The sequence below is a fragment of the Metabacillus indicus genome (assembly GCF_046603695.1).
Taxonomy (GTDB): domain Bacteria; phylum Bacillota; class Bacilli; order Bacillales; family Bacillaceae; genus Bacillus_P; species Bacillus_P indicus.
The window spans coordinates 3,022,135-3,038,859 of the sequence record NZ_CP176757.1 but is presented as its reverse complement, the minus strand read 5'-3'; the positions used below and the strand labels follow the sequence as shown (position 1 = coordinate 3,038,859).

The 16,725-nt window shown below is 45.0% G+C and carries 18 protein-coding genes and 2 other annotated features; of the genes, 15 read left to right on the top strand and 3 right to left on the bottom strand.

What is annotated here, in order from left to right:
* Positions 1-24: 24 nt before the first annotated feature.
* The 7 genes from ytxC (at position 25) to ACK1LH_RS15590 (ending at position 5,572) form a co-directional block, all read left to right on the top strand.
* Positions 25-849, top strand: coding sequence for a putative sporulation protein YtxC (ytxC, locus tag ACK1LH_RS15620; RefSeq protein WP_029566838.1), 825 nt, complete (start codon positions 25-27; stop codon positions 847-849).
* 374 nt (positions 850-1,223) lie between these two features.
* Positions 1,224-3,152: a threonine--tRNA ligase gene (thrS, locus tag ACK1LH_RS15615; protein WP_411333554.1), complete on the top strand. Its 1,929-nt coding sequence runs from the start codon at positions 1,224-1,226 to the stop codon at positions 3,150-3,152.
* 132 nt (positions 3,153-3,284) lie between these two features.
* Positions 3,285-3,414: a sequence feature (ribosomal protein L20 leader region), on the top strand.
* Positions 3,415-3,463: 49 nt separating this feature from the next.
* Positions 3,464-3,982 carry a translation initiation factor IF-3 gene (gene infC, locus ACK1LH_RS15610; protein ID WP_161781213.1) on the top strand — a complete coding sequence of 173 codons (519 nt, stop codon included), beginning with the start codon at positions 3,464-3,466 and terminating at the stop codon, positions 3,980-3,982.
* Positions 3,983-4,003: 21 nt separating this feature from the next.
* Positions 4,004-4,204 (top strand): 50S ribosomal protein L35, encoded by a 201-nt coding sequence (gene rpmI / locus ACK1LH_RS15605; RefSeq protein WP_029279195.1) that lies wholly within the window; start codon positions 4,004-4,006, stop codon positions 4,202-4,204.
* A gap of 27 nt (positions 4,205-4,231) precedes the next feature.
* Complete coding sequence (gene rplT, locus ACK1LH_RS15600) at positions 4,232-4,591, top strand: 50S ribosomal protein L20 (RefSeq protein ID WP_029279197.1); 360 nt, start codon at positions 4,232-4,234, stop codon at positions 4,589-4,591.
* 65 nt (positions 4,592-4,656) lie between these two features.
* Complete coding sequence (locus ACK1LH_RS15595; protein ID WP_029566836.1) at positions 4,657-4,926, top strand: DUF1294 domain-containing protein; 270 nt, start codon at positions 4,657-4,659, stop codon at positions 4,924-4,926.
* A 61-nt stretch (positions 4,927-4,987) separates the two neighbouring features.
* Positions 4,988-5,572, top strand: a complete 585-nt coding sequence (locus tag ACK1LH_RS15590) for a TVP38/TMEM64 family protein (RefSeq protein WP_051827309.1) — start codon at positions 4,988-4,990, stop codon at positions 5,570-5,572.
* 22 nt (positions 5,573-5,594) lie between these two features.
* Here ACK1LH_RS15590 and ACK1LH_RS15585 read toward each other — a convergent pair whose 3' ends face one another.
* Positions 5,595-5,990, bottom strand: coding sequence for a hypothetical protein (locus ACK1LH_RS15585; protein ID WP_029279202.1), 396 nt, complete (start codon positions 5,988-5,990; stop codon positions 5,595-5,597).
* Between the two features lie 128 nt (positions 5,991-6,118).
* On the opposite strand from ACK1LH_RS15585, the gene ACK1LH_RS15580 reads away from it, so the two are divergent.
* Positions 6,119-6,607: a dUTP diphosphatase gene (locus tag ACK1LH_RS15580; protein ID WP_411333552.1), complete on the top strand. Its 489-nt coding sequence runs from the start codon at positions 6,119-6,121 to the stop codon at positions 6,605-6,607.
* 62 nt (positions 6,608-6,669) lie between these two features.
* Positions 6,670-7,755 carry a M42 family metallopeptidase gene (locus ACK1LH_RS15575; RefSeq protein ID WP_411333551.1) on the top strand — a complete coding sequence of 362 codons (1,086 nt, stop codon included), beginning with the start codon at positions 6,670-6,672 and terminating at the stop codon, positions 7,753-7,755.
* Positions 7,756-7,802: 47 nt separating this feature from the next.
* Here the strand turns inward: ACK1LH_RS15575 and sspI are convergent, their stop codons facing one another.
* A complete protein-coding gene (sspI, locus tag ACK1LH_RS15570; RefSeq protein ID WP_029279208.1) occupies positions 7,803-8,015 on the bottom strand; it encodes a small acid-soluble spore protein SspI in 213 nt (70 codons plus the stop codon).
* A gap of 354 nt (positions 8,016-8,369) precedes the next feature.
* Between sspI and ACK1LH_RS15565 the strand changes: the two genes are divergently transcribed.
* The 3 genes from ACK1LH_RS15565 to pheT all read left to right on the top strand — a co-directional run bounded on the left by ACK1LH_RS15565 (position 8,370) and on the right by pheT (position 12,957).
* On the top strand, positions 8,370-9,122 hold the full coding sequence (locus tag ACK1LH_RS15565) for a TrmH family RNA methyltransferase (protein ID WP_411333550.1): 753 nt from the start codon (positions 8,370-8,372) through the stop codon (positions 9,120-9,122).
* Between the two features lie 61 nt (positions 9,123-9,183).
* Positions 9,184-9,428, top strand: a binding site (T-box leader).
* A gap of 65 nt (positions 9,429-9,493) precedes the next feature.
* Entirely contained in the window at positions 9,494-10,528 is a 1,035-nt protein-coding gene (pheS, locus tag ACK1LH_RS15560; protein ID WP_029279212.1) for a phenylalanine--tRNA ligase subunit alpha, read from the top strand.
* A gap of 14 nt (positions 10,529-10,542) precedes the next feature.
* Complete coding sequence (gene pheT, locus ACK1LH_RS15555) at positions 10,543-12,957, top strand: phenylalanine--tRNA ligase subunit beta (protein WP_029279214.1); 2,415 nt, start codon at positions 10,543-10,545, stop codon at positions 12,955-12,957.
* Between the two features lie 54 nt (positions 12,958-13,011).
* Here the strand turns inward: pheT and rnhC are convergent, their stop codons facing one another.
* On the bottom strand, positions 13,012-13,950 hold the full coding sequence (gene rnhC, locus ACK1LH_RS15550) for a ribonuclease HIII (protein ID WP_029279216.1): 939 nt from the start codon (positions 13,948-13,950) through the stop codon (positions 13,012-13,014).
* Between the two features lie 103 nt (positions 13,951-14,053).
* Here rnhC and zapA point away from each other — a divergent pair, with 103 nt between their 5' ends.
* From zapA to polX, 3 genes are all read left to right on the top strand, one after another.
* Complete coding sequence (gene zapA / locus ACK1LH_RS15545) at positions 14,054-14,326, top strand: cell division protein ZapA (RefSeq protein WP_035207236.1); 273 nt, start codon at positions 14,054-14,056, stop codon at positions 14,324-14,326.
* A gap of 8 nt (positions 14,327-14,334) precedes the next feature.
* Entirely contained in the window at positions 14,335-14,877 is a 543-nt protein-coding gene (locus tag ACK1LH_RS15540; protein WP_029279220.1) for a CvpA family protein, read from the top strand.
* Between the two features lie 115 nt (positions 14,878-14,992).
* Positions 14,993-16,717 carry a DNA polymerase/3'-5' exonuclease PolX gene (polX, locus tag ACK1LH_RS15535; protein WP_029279222.1) on the top strand — a complete coding sequence of 575 codons (1,725 nt, stop codon included), beginning with the start codon at positions 14,993-14,995 and terminating at the stop codon, positions 16,715-16,717.
* Positions 16,718-16,725: the final 8 nt, after the last annotated feature.

Sequence of the window (16,725 nt, the reverse complement as noted above, 5' to 3'; positions counted from 1 at the left end):
TATTGGCTAAAAGGGGGGACAACCTTGATCAAAGTATTTTTTAATTCTCCGGATGAAGCAGAAAGATTTTATACAATGCTTGTCCTTAAGCAGAATCGGCGGAACGTTGAATTGTGCATAATTGACGGAAACGGAGTCGGGGTTTCGGCAAGTGATTTTGATGCGGCGGCAAGAACGCTTTTTATTCCGGCGCTTGCGTCTTATATTCTTAAATACAATGAATCACGTCTTATGCTTTCGATCATCAGGGACCGCTTTTATTTTCATGAGCCTGAAGAGCAACAGCAAATCATACATATTGCAGAGGCGATCATTGAAGGTGAACGGACGGAAATTCCCGGCGCAAAACAGCTCCCCGTGAGAGAAACGCCGATTTATGAAGCGTTGAATGACTTTATTAAGCCTGATCTAGCATTTGCTCTTTCATCTTTTATAAAATTCCGTCTCCACAGCTATGTGGAGCGTTTATATAAATATATTGAGCTTGCGATTGAAGAGTATAAGCTTGAACAGGAATATCAGACATTTATTCATAGTTTAAGAGAGTATGCCATGAACAGGGAAACGAAGGCAGAGGTCATTCATATTGTTCATGAACAGGACCTGACCGTTTATAATGAACATTTTTCAGAAATCAGCAAAGAGGATTTAGCGGGGCATATTGACAGGACGTTCGTTCATCAGCACCCGATGTATATCGATGCTTCCCTTTTGGCTCCACTTGTCTCCATAGCCCCAGGGAGGATCCACCTGTATACAGATTCACCTGATTATGGAATGGTGCAGACGATCCAGAATATCTTTCTTGAACGAGTCAGCATTTATCCAAGAAAGATGGCAGGCGTTTAAAATTCAGCTTCCGAAAGGGAAAAAGCGGAATCGGCTTGATTTCCTCCCGGAATGCTTTTATAATACGTTATGAATAGAAGAAATGTTTTGATGAGGACACGGGTGAGTTATCACGGCTCAAAGAGAGGGAAGACACGGCTGAAAGCTTCCCAGTACGAATAACCTGCTTACCGCCTCTGAACTTCAGCTTTGAAAAGGACTCGGGTCCCCAGTAAGTGCTGACGGGAAATCCCGTTACAGATCTTTTTTGAGCCATTCACTGTGCGTATTGTGAATGGAAACAAGGGTGGAACCACGGCGAATAATCACTCGTCCCTTATTTTAAGGGACGAGTTTTTTATTTTTTAAGAAAACATGCAAGGAGTGACGACAGGATGTCAATTGTAAACATTACTTTTCCGGACGGAGCTGTAAAGGAATATCAGGCAGGCACCTCAACTGAAGATATTGCAGCCTCCATCAGCCCGGGTCTTAGAAAAAAATCCATTGCCGGTAAACTGAACGGTGAACTGATTGATTTGAAAACACCGATCGAGCAGGACGGGAGCATTGAAATTGTCACACTCGACAGCCCGAATGCTCTGGGAATCATCCGCCACAGCTCTGCCCACGTACTGGCCCAGGCAATTAAGCGATTATATGGAGATGTAAAGCTTGGAATCGGTCCTGTTATTGAAAACGGGTTCTACTATGACATCGATATGGAAGAATCCATCTCAGCTGAGGATCTGCCGGCGATTGAAAAAGAAATGAAGAAGATCATCAATGAAAACATAGAGGTTGTGCGCAAAGAAGTAACACGCGAAGAAGCAAAGGCTCTGTATGAAGAAATCGGCGATCACTTAAAGCTTGAACTGCTTGATGCCATTCCTGAAGGGGAAAAAGTGACCATCTATGAACAGGGCGATTTCTTTGACCTCTGCCGCGGAGTGCATGTTCCTTCAACAGGAAAGCTGAAAGAATTTAAGCTCTTGAGTGTAGCCGGCGCATACTGGCGCGGGGACAGCAACAATAAAATGCTGCAGCGCATTTACGGTACGGCTTTCATTAAAAAAGCAGACCTTGATGAGCATCTGCGCCTGCTTGAAGAAGCGAAAGAGCGCGATCACCGCAAGCTTGGAAAAGAACTGAGCCTGTTTACAACGTCTCAAAAAGTAGGACAGGGTCTTCCGATCTGGCTTCCAAAAGGCGCGACAATCCGCCGCATCGTAGAACGCTACATTGTGGATAAAGAAGAACGTCTGGGCTACCAGCATGTGTATACACCTGTGCTTGGCAGTGTCGAGCTGTACAAAACATCCGGACACTGGGATCATTATCAGGATGACATGTTCCCTGCTATGTCCATGGACAATGAGGAACTTGTTCTTCGTCCGATGAACTGCCCGCATCACATGATGGTGTACAAGCACGATATTCACAGCTACCGCGAACTTCCGATTCGCGTGGCGGAGCTTGGAACGATGCACCGCTATGAGATGTCAGGAGCTCTTACAGGCCTGCAGCGTGTCCGCGCGATGACACTGAATGACGCCCATATCTTTGTCCGCCCTGACCAAATCAAGGATGAATTTATCCGGGTTGTAAAGCTTGTTGAAGAAGTTTATAAAGACTTTGGCATCAATGACTATTCCTTCCGTCTTTCCTACCGCGATCCGGAAGACAAAGAGAAATACTTTGACGATGATGCGATGTGGGAAAAAGCACAGAGTATGCTTAAATCTGCTATGGATGAGCTTGGCCATGACTATTTTGAAGCAGAAGGGGAAGCGGCGTTCTATGGTCCTAAGCTTGATGTTCAGGTCCGCACAGCACTTGGAAAAGACGAAACGCTTTCTACTGTGCAGCTTGACTTCTTATTGCCTGAACGCTTTGATCTGAATTATGTCGGCGAAGACGGCAAACAGCACCGTCCGGTTGTTATTCACCGCGGGGTTGTCTCAACGATGGAACGTTTTGTGGCCTTCCTGATTGAAGAGTACAAAGGGGCGTTCCCGACTTGGCTTGCTCCGACTCAGGTTCAGGTGATCCCGGTTTCGCCTTCTGTTCATCTTGATTACGCGAAAAGCGTTCAGGAGAAGCTGCAGGCTGAAGGACTCCGCGTCGAGCTTGATGCACGCGATGAGAAAATCGGATATAAAATCCGCGAGGCACAGATTCAGAAAACACCTTATATGCTTGTAGTGGGCGATAATGAAGCAGCCGAATCAGCTGTGAATGTCCGTAAATACGGCGAGCAGAAATCTGAAACAATCAGCCTGGATGCATTTATTGAGGGCATTGTGAAAGAAGTTAAAAGATAAATCTTGTAAAAAAGTATTGCACATGCGGAAGATGTTTGATACAATTCTTTTTGTTGCAATAAAAGCCAGCATGACTTGACACAGGAATTTTTTCCGTGATATAATTTGCATGTTAATTGAATAGAACGTTTGTCTAGCAAGCAGAAGCACCCGCTTCTCACCTGATTGACGCATTGCGCAGTCTGCAGGTTTACGACCATTTTATACTTAGTATACTAAATCGTAGTGTGGGTGTTTTATGCGCCCGCACTTTTTTATTTGAAAAAAGTGCGAGCAGAGTCTGTTCAGTTAAAAATCCTTGGAGGTGGCTAATTATTAGCAAAGACATGATGGTAAACGATGGAATCCGCGCTCGTGAGGTTCGTCTGATTGGTGCAAACGGCGACCAGCTTGGAATCAAAACACGCCAAGAGGCGCTTGAGATTGCTGCCAGAGCGAATCTTGACTTAGTGTTAGTTGCCGCAAACGCGAAGCCTCCTGTATGTCGCATTATGGACTACGGAAAATTCCGTTTTGAGCAGCAGAAGAAAGACAAAGAAGCACGTAAAAATCAAAAGATCATCAGCATGAAAGAGGTTCGCTTCAGCCCGACGATTGATGAGCATGATTTTAACACAAAACTTAAAAATGCACGCAAGTTCCTTGAAAAAGGAGATAAAGTGAAAGCTTCCATCCGCTTTAAAGGACGTGCAATCACTCATAAAGAAATTGGCCAGCGTGTTCTGGACCGTTTTTCTAAAGCTTGTGAAGATTTAAGTACAATTGAGTCTCATCCGAAAATGGATGGACGCAGTATGTTCCTGGTGCTTGCACCAAAAGCTGAAAAGTAAAGATACGAGGAGGAATACCTTATGCCAAAAATGAAAACTCATCGCGGCGCTGCAAAGCGTTTCAAAAAGACTGGATCAGGTAAATTAAAACGTTCACACGCTTACACTAGCCATTTATTTGCTAACAAATCAACGAAAGCAAAACGCAAGCTTCGCAAAGGCACGCTAGTAAGCAAAGGCGACTTCAAACGCATCCGTCATTTATTAGATAACATTAAATAATTCGTTTTCACATAGGAGGGAATTGACATGCCAAGAGTAAAAGGCGGTACTGTCTCACGTCAAAGACGTAAAAAAGTTCTTAAATTAGCTAAAGGTTATTTCGGTTCAAAACATACATTATACAAAGTTGCTAACCAGCAAGTAATGAAATCATTAATGTATGCTTACCGTGATCGCCGTCAGAAAAAGCGCGACTTCCGTCAGCTTTGGATCACTCGTATTAACGCTGCTGCACGCTTGAACGGTCTTTCTTACAGCCGTTTAATGCATGGCTTGAAGCTTGCAGGCATCGAAGTAAACCGCAAAATGCTTTCTGAGCTTGCAGTTACTGATGCAAAAGCTTTCGCTCAACTTGCAGACGCTGCTAAAGCTAAACTTAACAGCTAATACCACAAGACCATTCTCACCGTATGAGGATGGTCTTTTTATCATTTATTATGGAGTTGAATGATATGACACTCGTGATTGCATACTATTTGATCTTGAATGTATACGGCTTTTACATAATGGGAGCGGATAAGAAAAAAGCGAAACGGGGCGAGTGGAGAATCAAGGAGAACACTCTTTGGCTTGTCGCCTTTATCGGGGGAGCAGCGGGACTTACTATAGGGATGAATACATACCGCCATAAAACAAAGCACCGAACGTTTGCAGCAGGTCTTCCGGCACTGATGGTTGTCCATCTCATATTGTTTGTCTATTTTCTTTATAAACTGTCATAAGACAGCCTCCCAGCCGATACACTTTAGGGAACGATTCTCACACAGCATCATCAGGGACTGCATGAAAGAGGTGGGAACAATCGATCTTGCTACTTCGGCTGTGGTCAATACCGTCCAGTCTGCGGGATTTCTGGCACCTGTGTTTTTTATCGGCATGCACATTTTGAGGCAGTTTTTGTTCATACCCGTTGTGGCCATTTGCATTGTCGGGGGCATTCTTTTCGGAACAGAATTCGGCACGTTTTATTCCATTATCGGGCTGACTGTTGCGAGCATCACCTTTTATACGCTGTCGAAACAGTTTCCTTCCTTCTTAGACCGTTTTTCAGGGCTTAAGAAAAAATGGATGGGAAATTATACGCGTCTTTCGGTTGGGCAGATTACCGTGCTTCGGATGATTCCGTTCGTGAATTTTTCGCTCTTATCCCTCTGCATTCTGGACAGATCAGGCTCGTTTAAAGAATATGCAAAGCTTTCCTTCTGGACTCATATTCCTGCGGCCTTCTGTTTTACTTCGTTTGGCACTTACTTTGGCAGACTGTCGCTCATTGCGACCGTTCTGATCCTCTGCACGCTTGTCGTATTTGTCTATTTGCTCAGAGAACGGAGAAGCATTATTAAATGGAACGAATTTTTTCTGAAATAGCAAAAAGCCGTGATCGACAAGGTCACGGCTTTTGTGCTTTTGAGAGAAATTCTCTGACCGGACTCTTCCAGTCAATGGCTGCATGCGGATAGTTTTCTTTTACTTTGTCTGTGATGAAGGTGAAGTCTGATAAAGAAAGTCCTTGAAGCTTGCTGGGTGTGTCGGTCCAGATGAAAATGGAGACAACTTCAAACGCCTGATCGGTCGTGCCGAGATACTTTTCGCCTTCAAACCGGACGCCTTTGTAGGTAAGCAGAAAATTCTTTCGGACATTGCCGGGGTCATCGAGCAGATAAAACTGATTCTGTTCTTGTGCAAGCTCAAGCTTTCGTTTAGGATTCAGCACGTATTTTGCTAAAGAATAAAGGATAAAAACAACGAGTGCGAGCAGGAGCAGCCGTAGAAAAATAACAATCATAGCAATGCCTCCAAGACATATTTTGTTACAATACGTATAAACACGCCTTAAGGTTTCATATTTCATGAAAAATTTTTGAAGCATGGTTCCTGCAGTGATAAAATGGGCTCGTAGAGGAGAGTGAAATCGTGAATTTAACAAAACTGTTTGAGATGCAGCATACCCTTGACATGAAAATAGAAAAACAGCACGGCCTTGAGAAGGAATCCCTTATTCACAAAAAGATTCTTGCCCTGTATGTGGAAGTGGGTGAACTGGCGAATGAGACGAGATGCTTTAAATTCTGGAGCCTGAAACCGCCGGCGGAAACAGATGTCATTCTTGAAGAGTACGTGGACGGCGTCCATTTTATTTTGTCTCTTGGAATCGAAATTGAAAAAACAAGCGGAATCGAGATGCAGCAGAATGCGGAAGAAAAGACACTGACTGCTCATTTTGCCGATGTTTTTAACGCAATTGCCGAGTTTGAAAAGAACCATGAGGATGAACAATTTACCCTGCTGTTCAGCAAGTATATGCACCTTGGACAGGCCCTTGGATTTTCGGGAGCCCAGATCGAAGATGCCTATATGAAAAAGAATGAAGTGAACCATGACCGCCAGAAACAGGGTTATTAACATTTTGTATTACTTTCCAGCGTTTAGTATAATAGTAGATAATAAACGAGAGGGGTAAAGGGATGACAAAATTAGACGAAACACTTCAGATGCTGAAGGATCTGACAGATGCAAAGGGAATTCCCGGAAATGAACGCGAACCGAGAGAGGTTATGAAAAACTACATATCAGCCTATGCCGATGAGGTAACAACAGACGGGCTTGGAAGTCTGATTGCTAAAAAGACCGGTAAAGAAGGCGGACCGAAGATTATGGTAGCGGGCCACCTTGATGAAGTCGGCTTTATGATCACGCAAATTGACGACAAAGGGTTTCTCCGCTTCCAGACAGTAGGCGGATGGTGGTCACAGGTGATGCTTGCACAGCGTGTAACCATCGTGACGAATAAAGGGGATGTAACAGGTGTAATCGGCTCTAAGCCGCCGCATATCCTGCCTCCGGAAGCTAGAAAAAAACCGGTGGATATTAAAGATATGTTTATTGATATCGGCGCTTCAAGCCGTGAGGAAGCAATGGAATTCGGCGTTCGTCCGGGAGACCAGGCTGTCCCTTATTTTGATTTTACCGTGATGAACAATGAGAAGATGCTTCTTGCCAAGGCCTGGGATAACCGCATCGGCTGTGCCATTGCCATTGATGTCCTGAAAGGCCTGAAAGATGCAGATCATCCAAACGTTGTCTACGGTGTAGGAACGATTCAGGAAGAAGTAGGACTCCGCGGAGCGCGCACTTCTGCTCATAGCATCCAGCCGGATATCGGATTTGGAGTGGATGTCGGGATTGCCGGCGATACTCCTGGAATCTCTGACAAAGAAGCTTCAAGCAAAATGGGAGAAGGGCCGCAGATTATTCTTTATGATGCATCAATGGTTTCCCATAAAGGACTTCGCGACTTCGTTACAGGCGTTGCTGATGAAATGAATATTCCATATCAGTTCGATGCAATTGCAGGCGGAGGAACAGACTCAGGTGCAATCCATATGACAGCAAACGGTGTGCCTGCACTTTCCATCACCATTGCAACAAGATACATCCATTCCCATGCAGCCATGCTTCACCGCGACGATTATGAAAATGCGGTTAAGCTGATTACAGAAGTTATTAAGCGTTTAGATGACGAAACTGTAAAAGCTATTACATTCGACTAAGAAAAGCGCAAGATCCCATAAAAAAATGCCGGGCAGCCGCCCGGCATTTATTTCTTTTTCAAGCCTTCTTCAAGAATCGTAAGCATTTCATTCTTTTCATCTTCACTTGAATTCTGCCAGATCACTTCAAACAGAACGCCAAGTCCCGGAAGCATCTTTTCTTCACCGTTTTGGATTGCATCCACAATCGTATCCTCAAGCTGCCCCTGGTCATTACCCGAAACATTTGAGATAATGGCATTTCGTAAATTTAAATCCATATGACTCACTCCATTTTTAAAATAGTTGATCTCTGTTTATCGTGCGTCACTTTGCTTATTTTATGTATCTTCCGTTAAAATAATAAAAAAGCTTTCAGCGAATATGGCCGTTTCATAAGATATGCCTAAACTCCAGTGGATTGCAGCGGAAGAAACTTGACTCCTGCGGGATGAAGAGGGAATGGGAGACCCCGCAGGCTGGCCGAGGAGGCTCCCATCCCTCCCCGCGGAAAGCAAGTTTCTGGAGCGGAAAGGAACGGGTATAAGTTCAGAACCAAATTCTTCTATAGCTTGTGATATTAACAAAAGAAAAAAGATGGGCAGGAAAACCCAACACTAAAAGGAGCAGGACAATTGAAGCGAATCGAATCCATACAAAATCAAAAAGTCAAACAATGGCGCAAACTTCACACAAAAAAAGAACGTGATGCATCAGGCACCTTTTTAATTGAAGGCATGCATCTTGTAGAAGAAGCCATTAAAAATAAATCAAATATAAAAGAGCTGATCCTCTCAGAAGACACAGTTATTCCAAAAGGCTGGGACGTCGATGATCTCTCCATCATCTACGTAACAAAAGAAATCATGAAAGCCATTTCCGAGACAGAAACCCCTCAAGGTGCTGCAGCCGTATGCATCCAGAAGGACAGCGGAAGCATAAGCACATGGAAAAAAGTCATACTGATTGATGCGCTTCAGGATCCGGGGAACCTTGGAACCATAATCCGGACAGCCGATGCAGCAGGTCTTGACGGCGTCATTCTCGGGGATGGGACAGTTGATCCATATAATTCAAAAGTCGTGCGTTCCTCACAGGGCTCCATTTTCCACATACCGGTTGTAAGGAAAAAAATGGATGAATCCATTTCAGAACTGAAGCAGAATGAAGTGGCCATTTACGGAACCTCCCTGCAGAACGGATCCGATTACAGAAAAGCAGAAACCTCCGGACACTTTGCCTTGCTTATCGGCAATGAAGGCAGCGGGGTAAGGGAGGAATGGCTGTCCCTTACCGACCAGAATCTGTACATCCCGATCCTTGGGAAAGCTGAATCCTTAAACGCTGGAGTTGCTGCAGGAATCCTGATGTATCACCTTGTGAAATAGACAAAAGCGTGGTTGCATCGCCAACATGAATTCATTATAATAAAAGACAGTTACATACCATGAAAAAGCGTTGACAGAGAAGAGTAGTCTGCGAAAGCGTCAATCAGGGAGAAAATGCCGGTGACTGTGAGCATTTTTTTGACAGCAGCAGATGAATTCACCTCTTTAGCTGACACCAGGACCATCCGGAGAAATCCAGGGTGTAAAGGTGCTCCGGATCCTATCCGTTATTTATGAACGAAGTGAACAGCAGGTTCTTTTTGCTGTTAACAAGGGTGGTACCGCGACTGTCAACTCGTCCCTTTTTGGACGGGTTTTTTATTTTGTTCAAAAAAATCAGGAATCATCTGAAATAAAAGGAGGAATAAACGATGCAGGAGCAATTAAAACAGCTTCAGCTTGAAGCGCTTGAAAAAATTCAGGCAGCAAATGATTTAAAGAGCCTGAATGAGATCCGTGTATCATATCTAGGTAAAAAAGGGCCAATCACAGAAGTTCTTCGCGGAATGGGCAAACTTTCTGCAGAAGAGCGCCCGCTGATGGGAGCTTTGGCCAACGAGGTGCGCGAGAGCATTGCCACAAGCATTTCAGCTAAACAAGAAGGACTTGAGGAAGCGGCAGTTGAAGAGAAGCTGGCAGCTGAAACAATTGATGTGACACTTCCAGGGCGACCTGTGCGCACAGGGAATCATCATCCGATCACGTCTGTCATTGAGGAAATCGAAGACCTTTTCCTTAACATGGGCTATTCCGTTGAAGAAGGCCCTGAGGTAGAGACAGATTATTTCAACTTTGAAGCGCTGAATCTTCCAAAAGGACATCCGGCACGTGATATGCAGGATTCTTTCTACATAACGGAAGAAACGCTGCTTCGGACTCACACATCACCTGTCCAGGCAAGAACGATGCAGAAATTTAAAGGGCAGGGACCGGTCAAAATCATTTGTCCAGGCAAAGTATACCGCCGTGATAATGATGATGCGACACACTCACACCAGTTCACGCAAATTGAAGGACTTGTCATTGACGAGAACATCAGCATGAGCGATTTGAAAGGAACACTTGAAGTTTTTGCTAAAAAGATGTTCGGCGAAGAGCGCGAAATCCGTCTGCGCCCAAGCTTTTTCCCGTTTACTGAGCCTTCAGTTGAAGTCGATGTTTCATGCTTCGTTTGCGGCGGCAATGGCTGCAGTGTTTGCAAAAGAACGGGATGGATTGAAATTCTAGGTGCAGGAATGGTTCATCCGAATGTTCTTGAGATGGCCGGGTTTGATTCGAAGAAATACAGCGGGTTTGCTTTTGGCATGGGACCGGAGCGAATTGCCATGCTGAAATACGGCATTGATGACATCCGTCATTTTTACACGAACGACATGCGTTTCCTTAAACAATTTAAAAGAGCATAAAAGGAGGGTTCCAAATGTTTGTTTCCTATAAATGGCTGCAGGATTACGTGGATCTCAGCGGAATCCCGGCAGAAGAACTGGCAGAAAAAATCACCCGAAGCGGGATTGAAGTAGAGGGTGTAGAGGTTTTAAACGAAGGGATGAGCGGTGTAGTCGTCGGGCATGTGCTTGAAAAAGAGCAGCACCCGAATGCAGATAAGCTCAACAAATGTCTGGTCGATACAGGCGGCGAGAACCCTGTTCAAATTATTTGCGGTGCTGCAAATGTCGATAAAGGACAAAAAGTAGCTGTGGCAACAGTAGGCGCGGTGCTTCCTGGTAATTTTAAAATCAAAAAGGCAAAGCTTCGCGGCGAAGAGTCAAACGGAATGATCTGTTCTCTTCAGGAACTGGGCTTTGAATCAAAGACGGTGGCAAAAGAATACGCTGAAGGCATCTTTGTCTTTCCAAATAATGCTGAGCCTGGAAAAGATGCTCTTGCAGAACTTGGGCGTGATGACCAGATTCTTGAGCTTGGTCTTACCCCAAACCGTTCAGACTGCCTGAGCATGCTTGGAGTTGCGCATGAAGTAGCGGCTATTTTGGGCAGAAGCGTAACGTACCCTGACCTGACGCACGATGAAGGTTCGGAGAAGGCATCTGAGAGCATTTCTGTCGCTGTTGAAGCAAAAGAAGAAAATCCGCTGTATGTTGCGAAAGTGGTTCGGAATGTAAAGGTCGCTCCGTCTCCTCTATGGCTGCAGACAAGACTGATGGCCGCAGGCATTCGTCCGCACAACAATGTGGTGGATATTACAAACTACGTACTGATTGAATACGGTCAGCCGCTTCATGCCTTTGACTATGACCGCTTAGGATCAAAAGAAATCCTTGTCCGCATGGCAAAAGACGGCGAAGAAATCGTAACACTGGATGGACAAAAACGCACCCTTACTCCGGAGCACCTTGTCATTACAAACGGAACGGAGCCGGTTGCACTCGCAGGTGTGATGGGCGGGGAGAATTCAGAAGTTCATTCTGATACAACGACTGTTCTTCTTGAGTCCGCGTATTTTAACGGCCAGACTGTGAGAAAATCGTCTAAAGATCACGGCCTAAGAAGTGAAGCAAGTGCGCGCTTTGAAAAAGGCGTCGATCCAAACCGGGTTCGTGCCGCGGCCGAACGCGCTGCCCAGCTGATGGCAGAGCTTGCGGGGGGAGAGGTGCTTTCAGGATCGGCAGAAGTGAATTATCTAGAAGCTGAACCTGCAGTCGTGACCGTTCACATTGAAAAAATCAACCGTGTGCTCGGCATGAATATTTCAGGGAATGAAATGCAGTCCATCTTTACACGCCTTGGGTTTGAAGTGCAGGAGGATAACGGTGCCTTCACGGTTACAGTTCCTACAAGACGCGGAGATATTACAATAGAAGAAGATCTGATTGAAGAAGTTGCAAGACTGTACGGCTATGACAACATTCCGTCTACTTTCCCTGTCAGCGCATCCGCACCGGGCAAATTGACTGATTATCAGCAAAAACGCCGGATGGCCCGCCGCTTCTTAGAAGGAGCCGGCTTGCATCAGGCAATCACATACTCACTGACGAGTGAAGACAAAGCTTCTCAGTTTGCGCTTCAGCCTTCAGATCTGACACGCCTGTCCATGCCGATGAGTGAAGAGCGCAGCGTTCTTCGCCTGAGCTTAATCCCTCATTTGCTCGAGACGCTGAAATACAATCTTGCCCGTCAAAATGACCAGGCTGCTCTTTATGAAATGAGCTCTGTGTTCATTTCAAACGGACCAGGTGAACAGCCTCTGGAAAAAGAACGATTAAGCGGAGCTGTAACAGGGCTGTGGCACCTTAACCAGTGGCAGGCTGAGAAGAAACAGGTCGATTTCTATGTGGTAAAGGGAATTCTTGACGGCCTGTTCGATCGTTTAGGCTTAAAAGAACACATCACTTACCAGCAGACAAAACGCGACGGTCTTCATCCTGGACGTACAGCAGAAATTCTTTTGAACGGCGTTTCTGCAGGATTTATCGGACAGGTGCATCCGAAGCTTCAAAAGCAAATGGATCTGACTGAGACGTACGTGTTTGAACTTGCTCTTCAGGAGCTTCTTCAAACAGAAGCAGAACCATTAACATTCTCTGTTATTCCGCGCTTTCCGTCTATGACGAGAGACATTGCCCTCGTTGTTGATAAAGACGTTGTAGCGGGCGATTTGCAGAGCGCTATTTCAGAGGCTGGAGGAAAGCTGCTGAAGGACGTTTCCATTTTTGATTTATACGAAGGCGATAAGCTTGATGAAAATAAAAAATCACTGGCCTTCTCTCTTCGCTACTTTGATCCTGAGCGAACACTGACAGACGAAGAAGTAACAAAGGCGCATGAAAAAGTTCTCCGCACGGTCGAGGAAAAATTTGCCGCCGTGCTGAGAGGCTAATCGCAGCGAGAACAGGAAAAGAGCAGCTGACCATCAAGGTCCGGCTGCTCTTTTTTATCTTTTTCTTTTCTTTGCGGCGATTTTTTCCGCTTTTTCGGTATTTGCAAAATGAAACTTCGTAAGTTCTTTCAGTGCCGGGCTGCCTTTTTTCAGGATGATGGCGGCGGCAGCCTCGTCTACTTTAGCTCCCGCTCCTTTTGGAAGGGTAACTCCTGCTTTTTCTGACAGGCGGTCCATTTCCTTTAAAAAGGCATAGCGTGCAAGAATCGAGGCGGCCGCAACAGCCAGGTGGATTCCTTCTGCTTTAGTGCTGAAAAATGTTTTTTCTCTTTTGAAGGATTTTCCAGATAAGTGCTTGAAATACAGAGAAGGCTCTGCAAATTGATCAATTAATATGCCTTCAGGTTCTTCTGGTGCAATCTTGTCATAGAGTTTGTTTATCGCCTGGTTATGCAAAATGGCTTTCATTTTCCCCTGGGACATTCCCGTGCTTTGGAGCTGGTTGTATTTTTCATTGTGCAGGATCAGCAGGGAGTATGGAATGACTTTAAGAAGGTCCTTCGCAATCGCAATGATCTGAGTGTCATTCAAGTGTTTTGAATCCTTTACTCCAAGCTCTTGAAGGAGCGGAATCTGCTCCTTTTTTACATAGGCGGCAACGACCGTAATAGGGCCGAAAAAGTCACCCGTGCCGACTTCATCTGATCCGATGATCGAAAGAGATGAAATGTTTGGCGGCGGACTGAAAATGGTCTTTTGCTGCGAAGGTTTCTTAGTAGCCTTTTTCTCGGGTTCGGACCATTTGGAAGCCTCTTCTGCTGCAAGATTTCCCTGGAAAAGAACTTTCCCTGATTTGTAGGCGGTGATGGAGCAGCCGTTTGCTTTTGCAGTAAAAACGGCACCCGGTGGAAGCTTTGATCCGAGTCCGGAAGAATAATAGGTTTTCATTTTCAGCATGGTCTGCTGATCAATTTTTATAACGGCATTGGACAAGAGAAGACACCTCTTCTATAGTATTATTGGGTAGGGGATTGATTGGCATTATCTTTCCATTATACTAAATATCATGTTATGATAAAGATTAGGATTCTCAAGAATGGAGGATTTTTCGTTGGATAACCACTCAAAAAAGAAAACGACAGTTGATATATATGGACAGCAATTTTCAATAGTAGGCACAGAAAGCACAAGTCATGTGCGTCTGGTGGCTTCTATTGTTGATGATAAAATGCGGGAAATCAGCAGTAAAAGTCCTAATCTTGATATAAATAAACTTGCCGTTCTGACGGCGGTCAATGTTGTTCATGACTACCTGAAATTAAGAGATGAATTTGAAAGACTAGAGAGACAAATTACAGAAAAGGATTGACGCAGTTAATGCTTGATATTGCCCTTTTAATTATTTTGATCATGGGTCTGCTCGTCGGACTGAAACGGGGATTCATCCTTCAGTTCATTCACCTTGCAGGATTCATTATCGCCTACATTGTAGCTTATAAATACTTCGGGGTTCTGGCGCCGAAGCTTGAGCTGTGGGTGCCATACCCGAGCTTTGGGGATAGCAGCTCCAGCATTTCGTTCTTTACAGGCGGAAACCTTGAGAATGCCTACTACCGCGCTGTTGCATTTGTCATCTTGTTCATCGGAACAAAGATCGTGCTTCAGATTGTCGGATCTATGCTTGATTTTGTTACATACCTTCCTGTATTAAAGCAGCTGAATAAATGGGCCGGTGCCATTCTTGGTTTTCTAGAAGTCTATTTGATTTTATTCATTCTCCTTTTTATCGGAGGTCTTCTGCCCATCCCTGAAGTACAGTCGGCGATGGGGGATTCGGGAATTGCCAAAGTGATTGTCCACCATACACCGTATTTTTCAGATAAAGTTCAGGAACTGTGGATCCAATATGCACCAAAATAACTTCTCCTCCAATCAGGAGAAGTTTTTTTGGCGCAAGTAGACGATTGTACATTTGCTTCAATTATTTGTATCATTCTAACTAGATGATTTGATCACGTACATGAGGTGAAAAACGTTGACTATACATAAAAAAGATGTCATTAAACTGCTTGAGCTTATTGCCGTTCATATGGAGCTTAAAGGAGAAAATCCGTTTAAAACCGCAGCTTTCAGAAAAGCGGCAAACGCTCTGGAAACAGATGACCGCAGTCTTACTGCGATTGATGATTTTACAAAGATTGCAGGCATCGGAAAAGGGACGGCTGCTGTCATTAAAGAATATATGGAAGCCGGAGAATCAGAAACGCTGAAGCAGCTGCAGGAAGAGGTGCCTCAAGGGCTTATCCCGCTGTTAAAGCTGCCGGGACTCGGCGGAAAGAAAATAGCGAAGCTGTATAAGGAGCTCGGCGTTACGGATGCTGAATCTCTTAAACAGGCATGTGAAGAAGAAAAAGTGCAGGCGCTGGCAGGCTTCGGCAAGAAAACGGAAGAAAAAATCCTTGAGGCCATCAAGGAAATGGGCACACGCCCTGAAAGGCTTCCGCTTTCTTTTGTCCTGCCGATCGCAGATGAAATTGAGACATATATTGAGTCGTGCGGGGAAATTCTGAAATACAGCAGGGCCGGAAGCTTAAGGCGCATGAGAGAAACAGTAAAAGATCTGGACTTTATCATCGCGACAGATCATCCGCAGTTTGTCAGAGAGCAGCTTCTTAAGATGCCGAACATTTCTTCCGTCATTGCAAGCGGAGATACGAAGGTATCTGTCGAGCTTTTATATGAATATGAAATTGGCGTCGATTTCCGTTTAGTTACATTAAAGGAATTTGCCTCAACGCTGCATCATTTCACGGGATCAAAAGATCACAATGTGAAAATGCGCCAGCTTGCAAAAGAGCGCGGAGAAAAGATCAGCGAGTACGGAGTTGAAAATACCGAAACAGGCGAAATCAAGACGTTTTCAACGGAAGAAGAGTTTTATGCACATTTTGATTTGCCTCACTTTCCGCCCGAGATCAGGGAGGACGGAACAGAGGTTGAAAAATACCGCAAAGATACAAAACTGATTTCACTCCAGGATATAAAAGGAGATCTCCATATGCACTCCACATGGAGCGATGGTGCGTTTACCATCAGTGAAATGGCGGAAGCGTGCAGGCTCCGGGGCTATCACTATATGGCCATTACGGATCATTCTCAGTATTTGAAGGTTGCAAACGGCCTGACTCCCGAACGGTTAAAAGCACAGCGGGAGGAAATTGATAAGCTGAATGAGCAGTACGATGATTTTAAGATTCTTGCAGGTGTAGAGATGGATATTCTGCCGGACGGAACGCTTGATTACAGCGACGATGTGCTGGATGGCATGGATTTTGTGATTGCTTCCATCCATTCTAGTTTTTCCCAGCCTCAGGATGTGATTATGAAACGGCTGAAAACGGCGCTGGACCACCACCGTGTCCATATGATTGCACATCCTACCGGGAGACTGATCGGCAAACGGAATGGATATGAACCTGATGTTGAGATGCTGATTCAGCTTGCAAAAGAGACAGATACGGTTCTTGAGCTGAATGCCAACCCAAACAGGCTTGATCTGAGTGCAGAACACATCAGAAAAGCGCATGAGGCAGGAGTCAAGGTTGCCATCAATACGGACGCCCATAACCTGGACATGCTTGAAGATATGAAAACAGGCGTTTCAACGGCCATTAAAGGCTGGGTGAAAGCTGAAAATGTGATAAATACTTGGGACCTGGACAAGCTGCAATCCTTTTTGAAAAAAGAAGGCAGCAGATAAACGCGGTC

Coding starts and splice junctions, on each gene's coding strand:
- thrS (WP_411333554.1), top strand. CDS start 1,224: ATGTCAATTGTAAACATTACTTTTCCGGACGGAGCTGTAAAGGAATAT.
- ACK1LH_RS15595 (WP_029566836.1), top strand. CDS start 4,657: ATGACACTCGTGATTGCATACTATTTGATCTTGAATGTATACGGCTTT.
- sspI (WP_029279208.1), bottom strand. CDS start 8,015: ATGGATTTAAATTTACGAAATGCCATTATCTCAAATGTTTCGGGTAAT.
- ACK1LH_RS15540 (WP_029279220.1), top strand. CDS start 14,335: ATGCTTGATATTGCCCTTTTAATTATTTTGATCATGGGTCTGCTCGTC.
- pheT (WP_029279214.1), top strand. CDS start 10,543: ATGTTTGTTTCCTATAAATGGCTGCAGGATTACGTGGATCTCAGCGGA.
- ACK1LH_RS15585 (WP_029279202.1), bottom strand. CDS start 5,990: ATGATTGTTATTTTTCTACGGCTGCTCCTGCTCGCACTCGTTGTTTTT.
- rpmI (WP_029279195.1), top strand. CDS start 4,004: ATGCCAAAAATGAAAACTCATCGCGGCGCTGCAAAGCGTTTCAAAAAG.
- pheS (WP_029279212.1), top strand. CDS start 9,494: ATGCAGGAGCAATTAAAACAGCTTCAGCTTGAAGCGCTTGAAAAAATT.
- zapA (WP_035207236.1), top strand. CDS start 14,054: ATGGAGGATTTTTCGTTGGATAACCACTCAAAAAAGAAAACGACAGTT.
- rplT (WP_029279197.1), top strand. CDS start 4,232: ATGCCAAGAGTAAAAGGCGGTACTGTCTCACGTCAAAGACGTAAAAAA.
- ACK1LH_RS15575 (WP_411333551.1), top strand. CDS start 6,670: ATGACAAAATTAGACGAAACACTTCAGATGCTGAAGGATCTGACAGAT.
- ACK1LH_RS15590 (WP_051827309.1), top strand. CDS start 4,988: ATGAAAGAGGTGGGAACAATCGATCTTGCTACTTCGGCTGTGGTCAAT.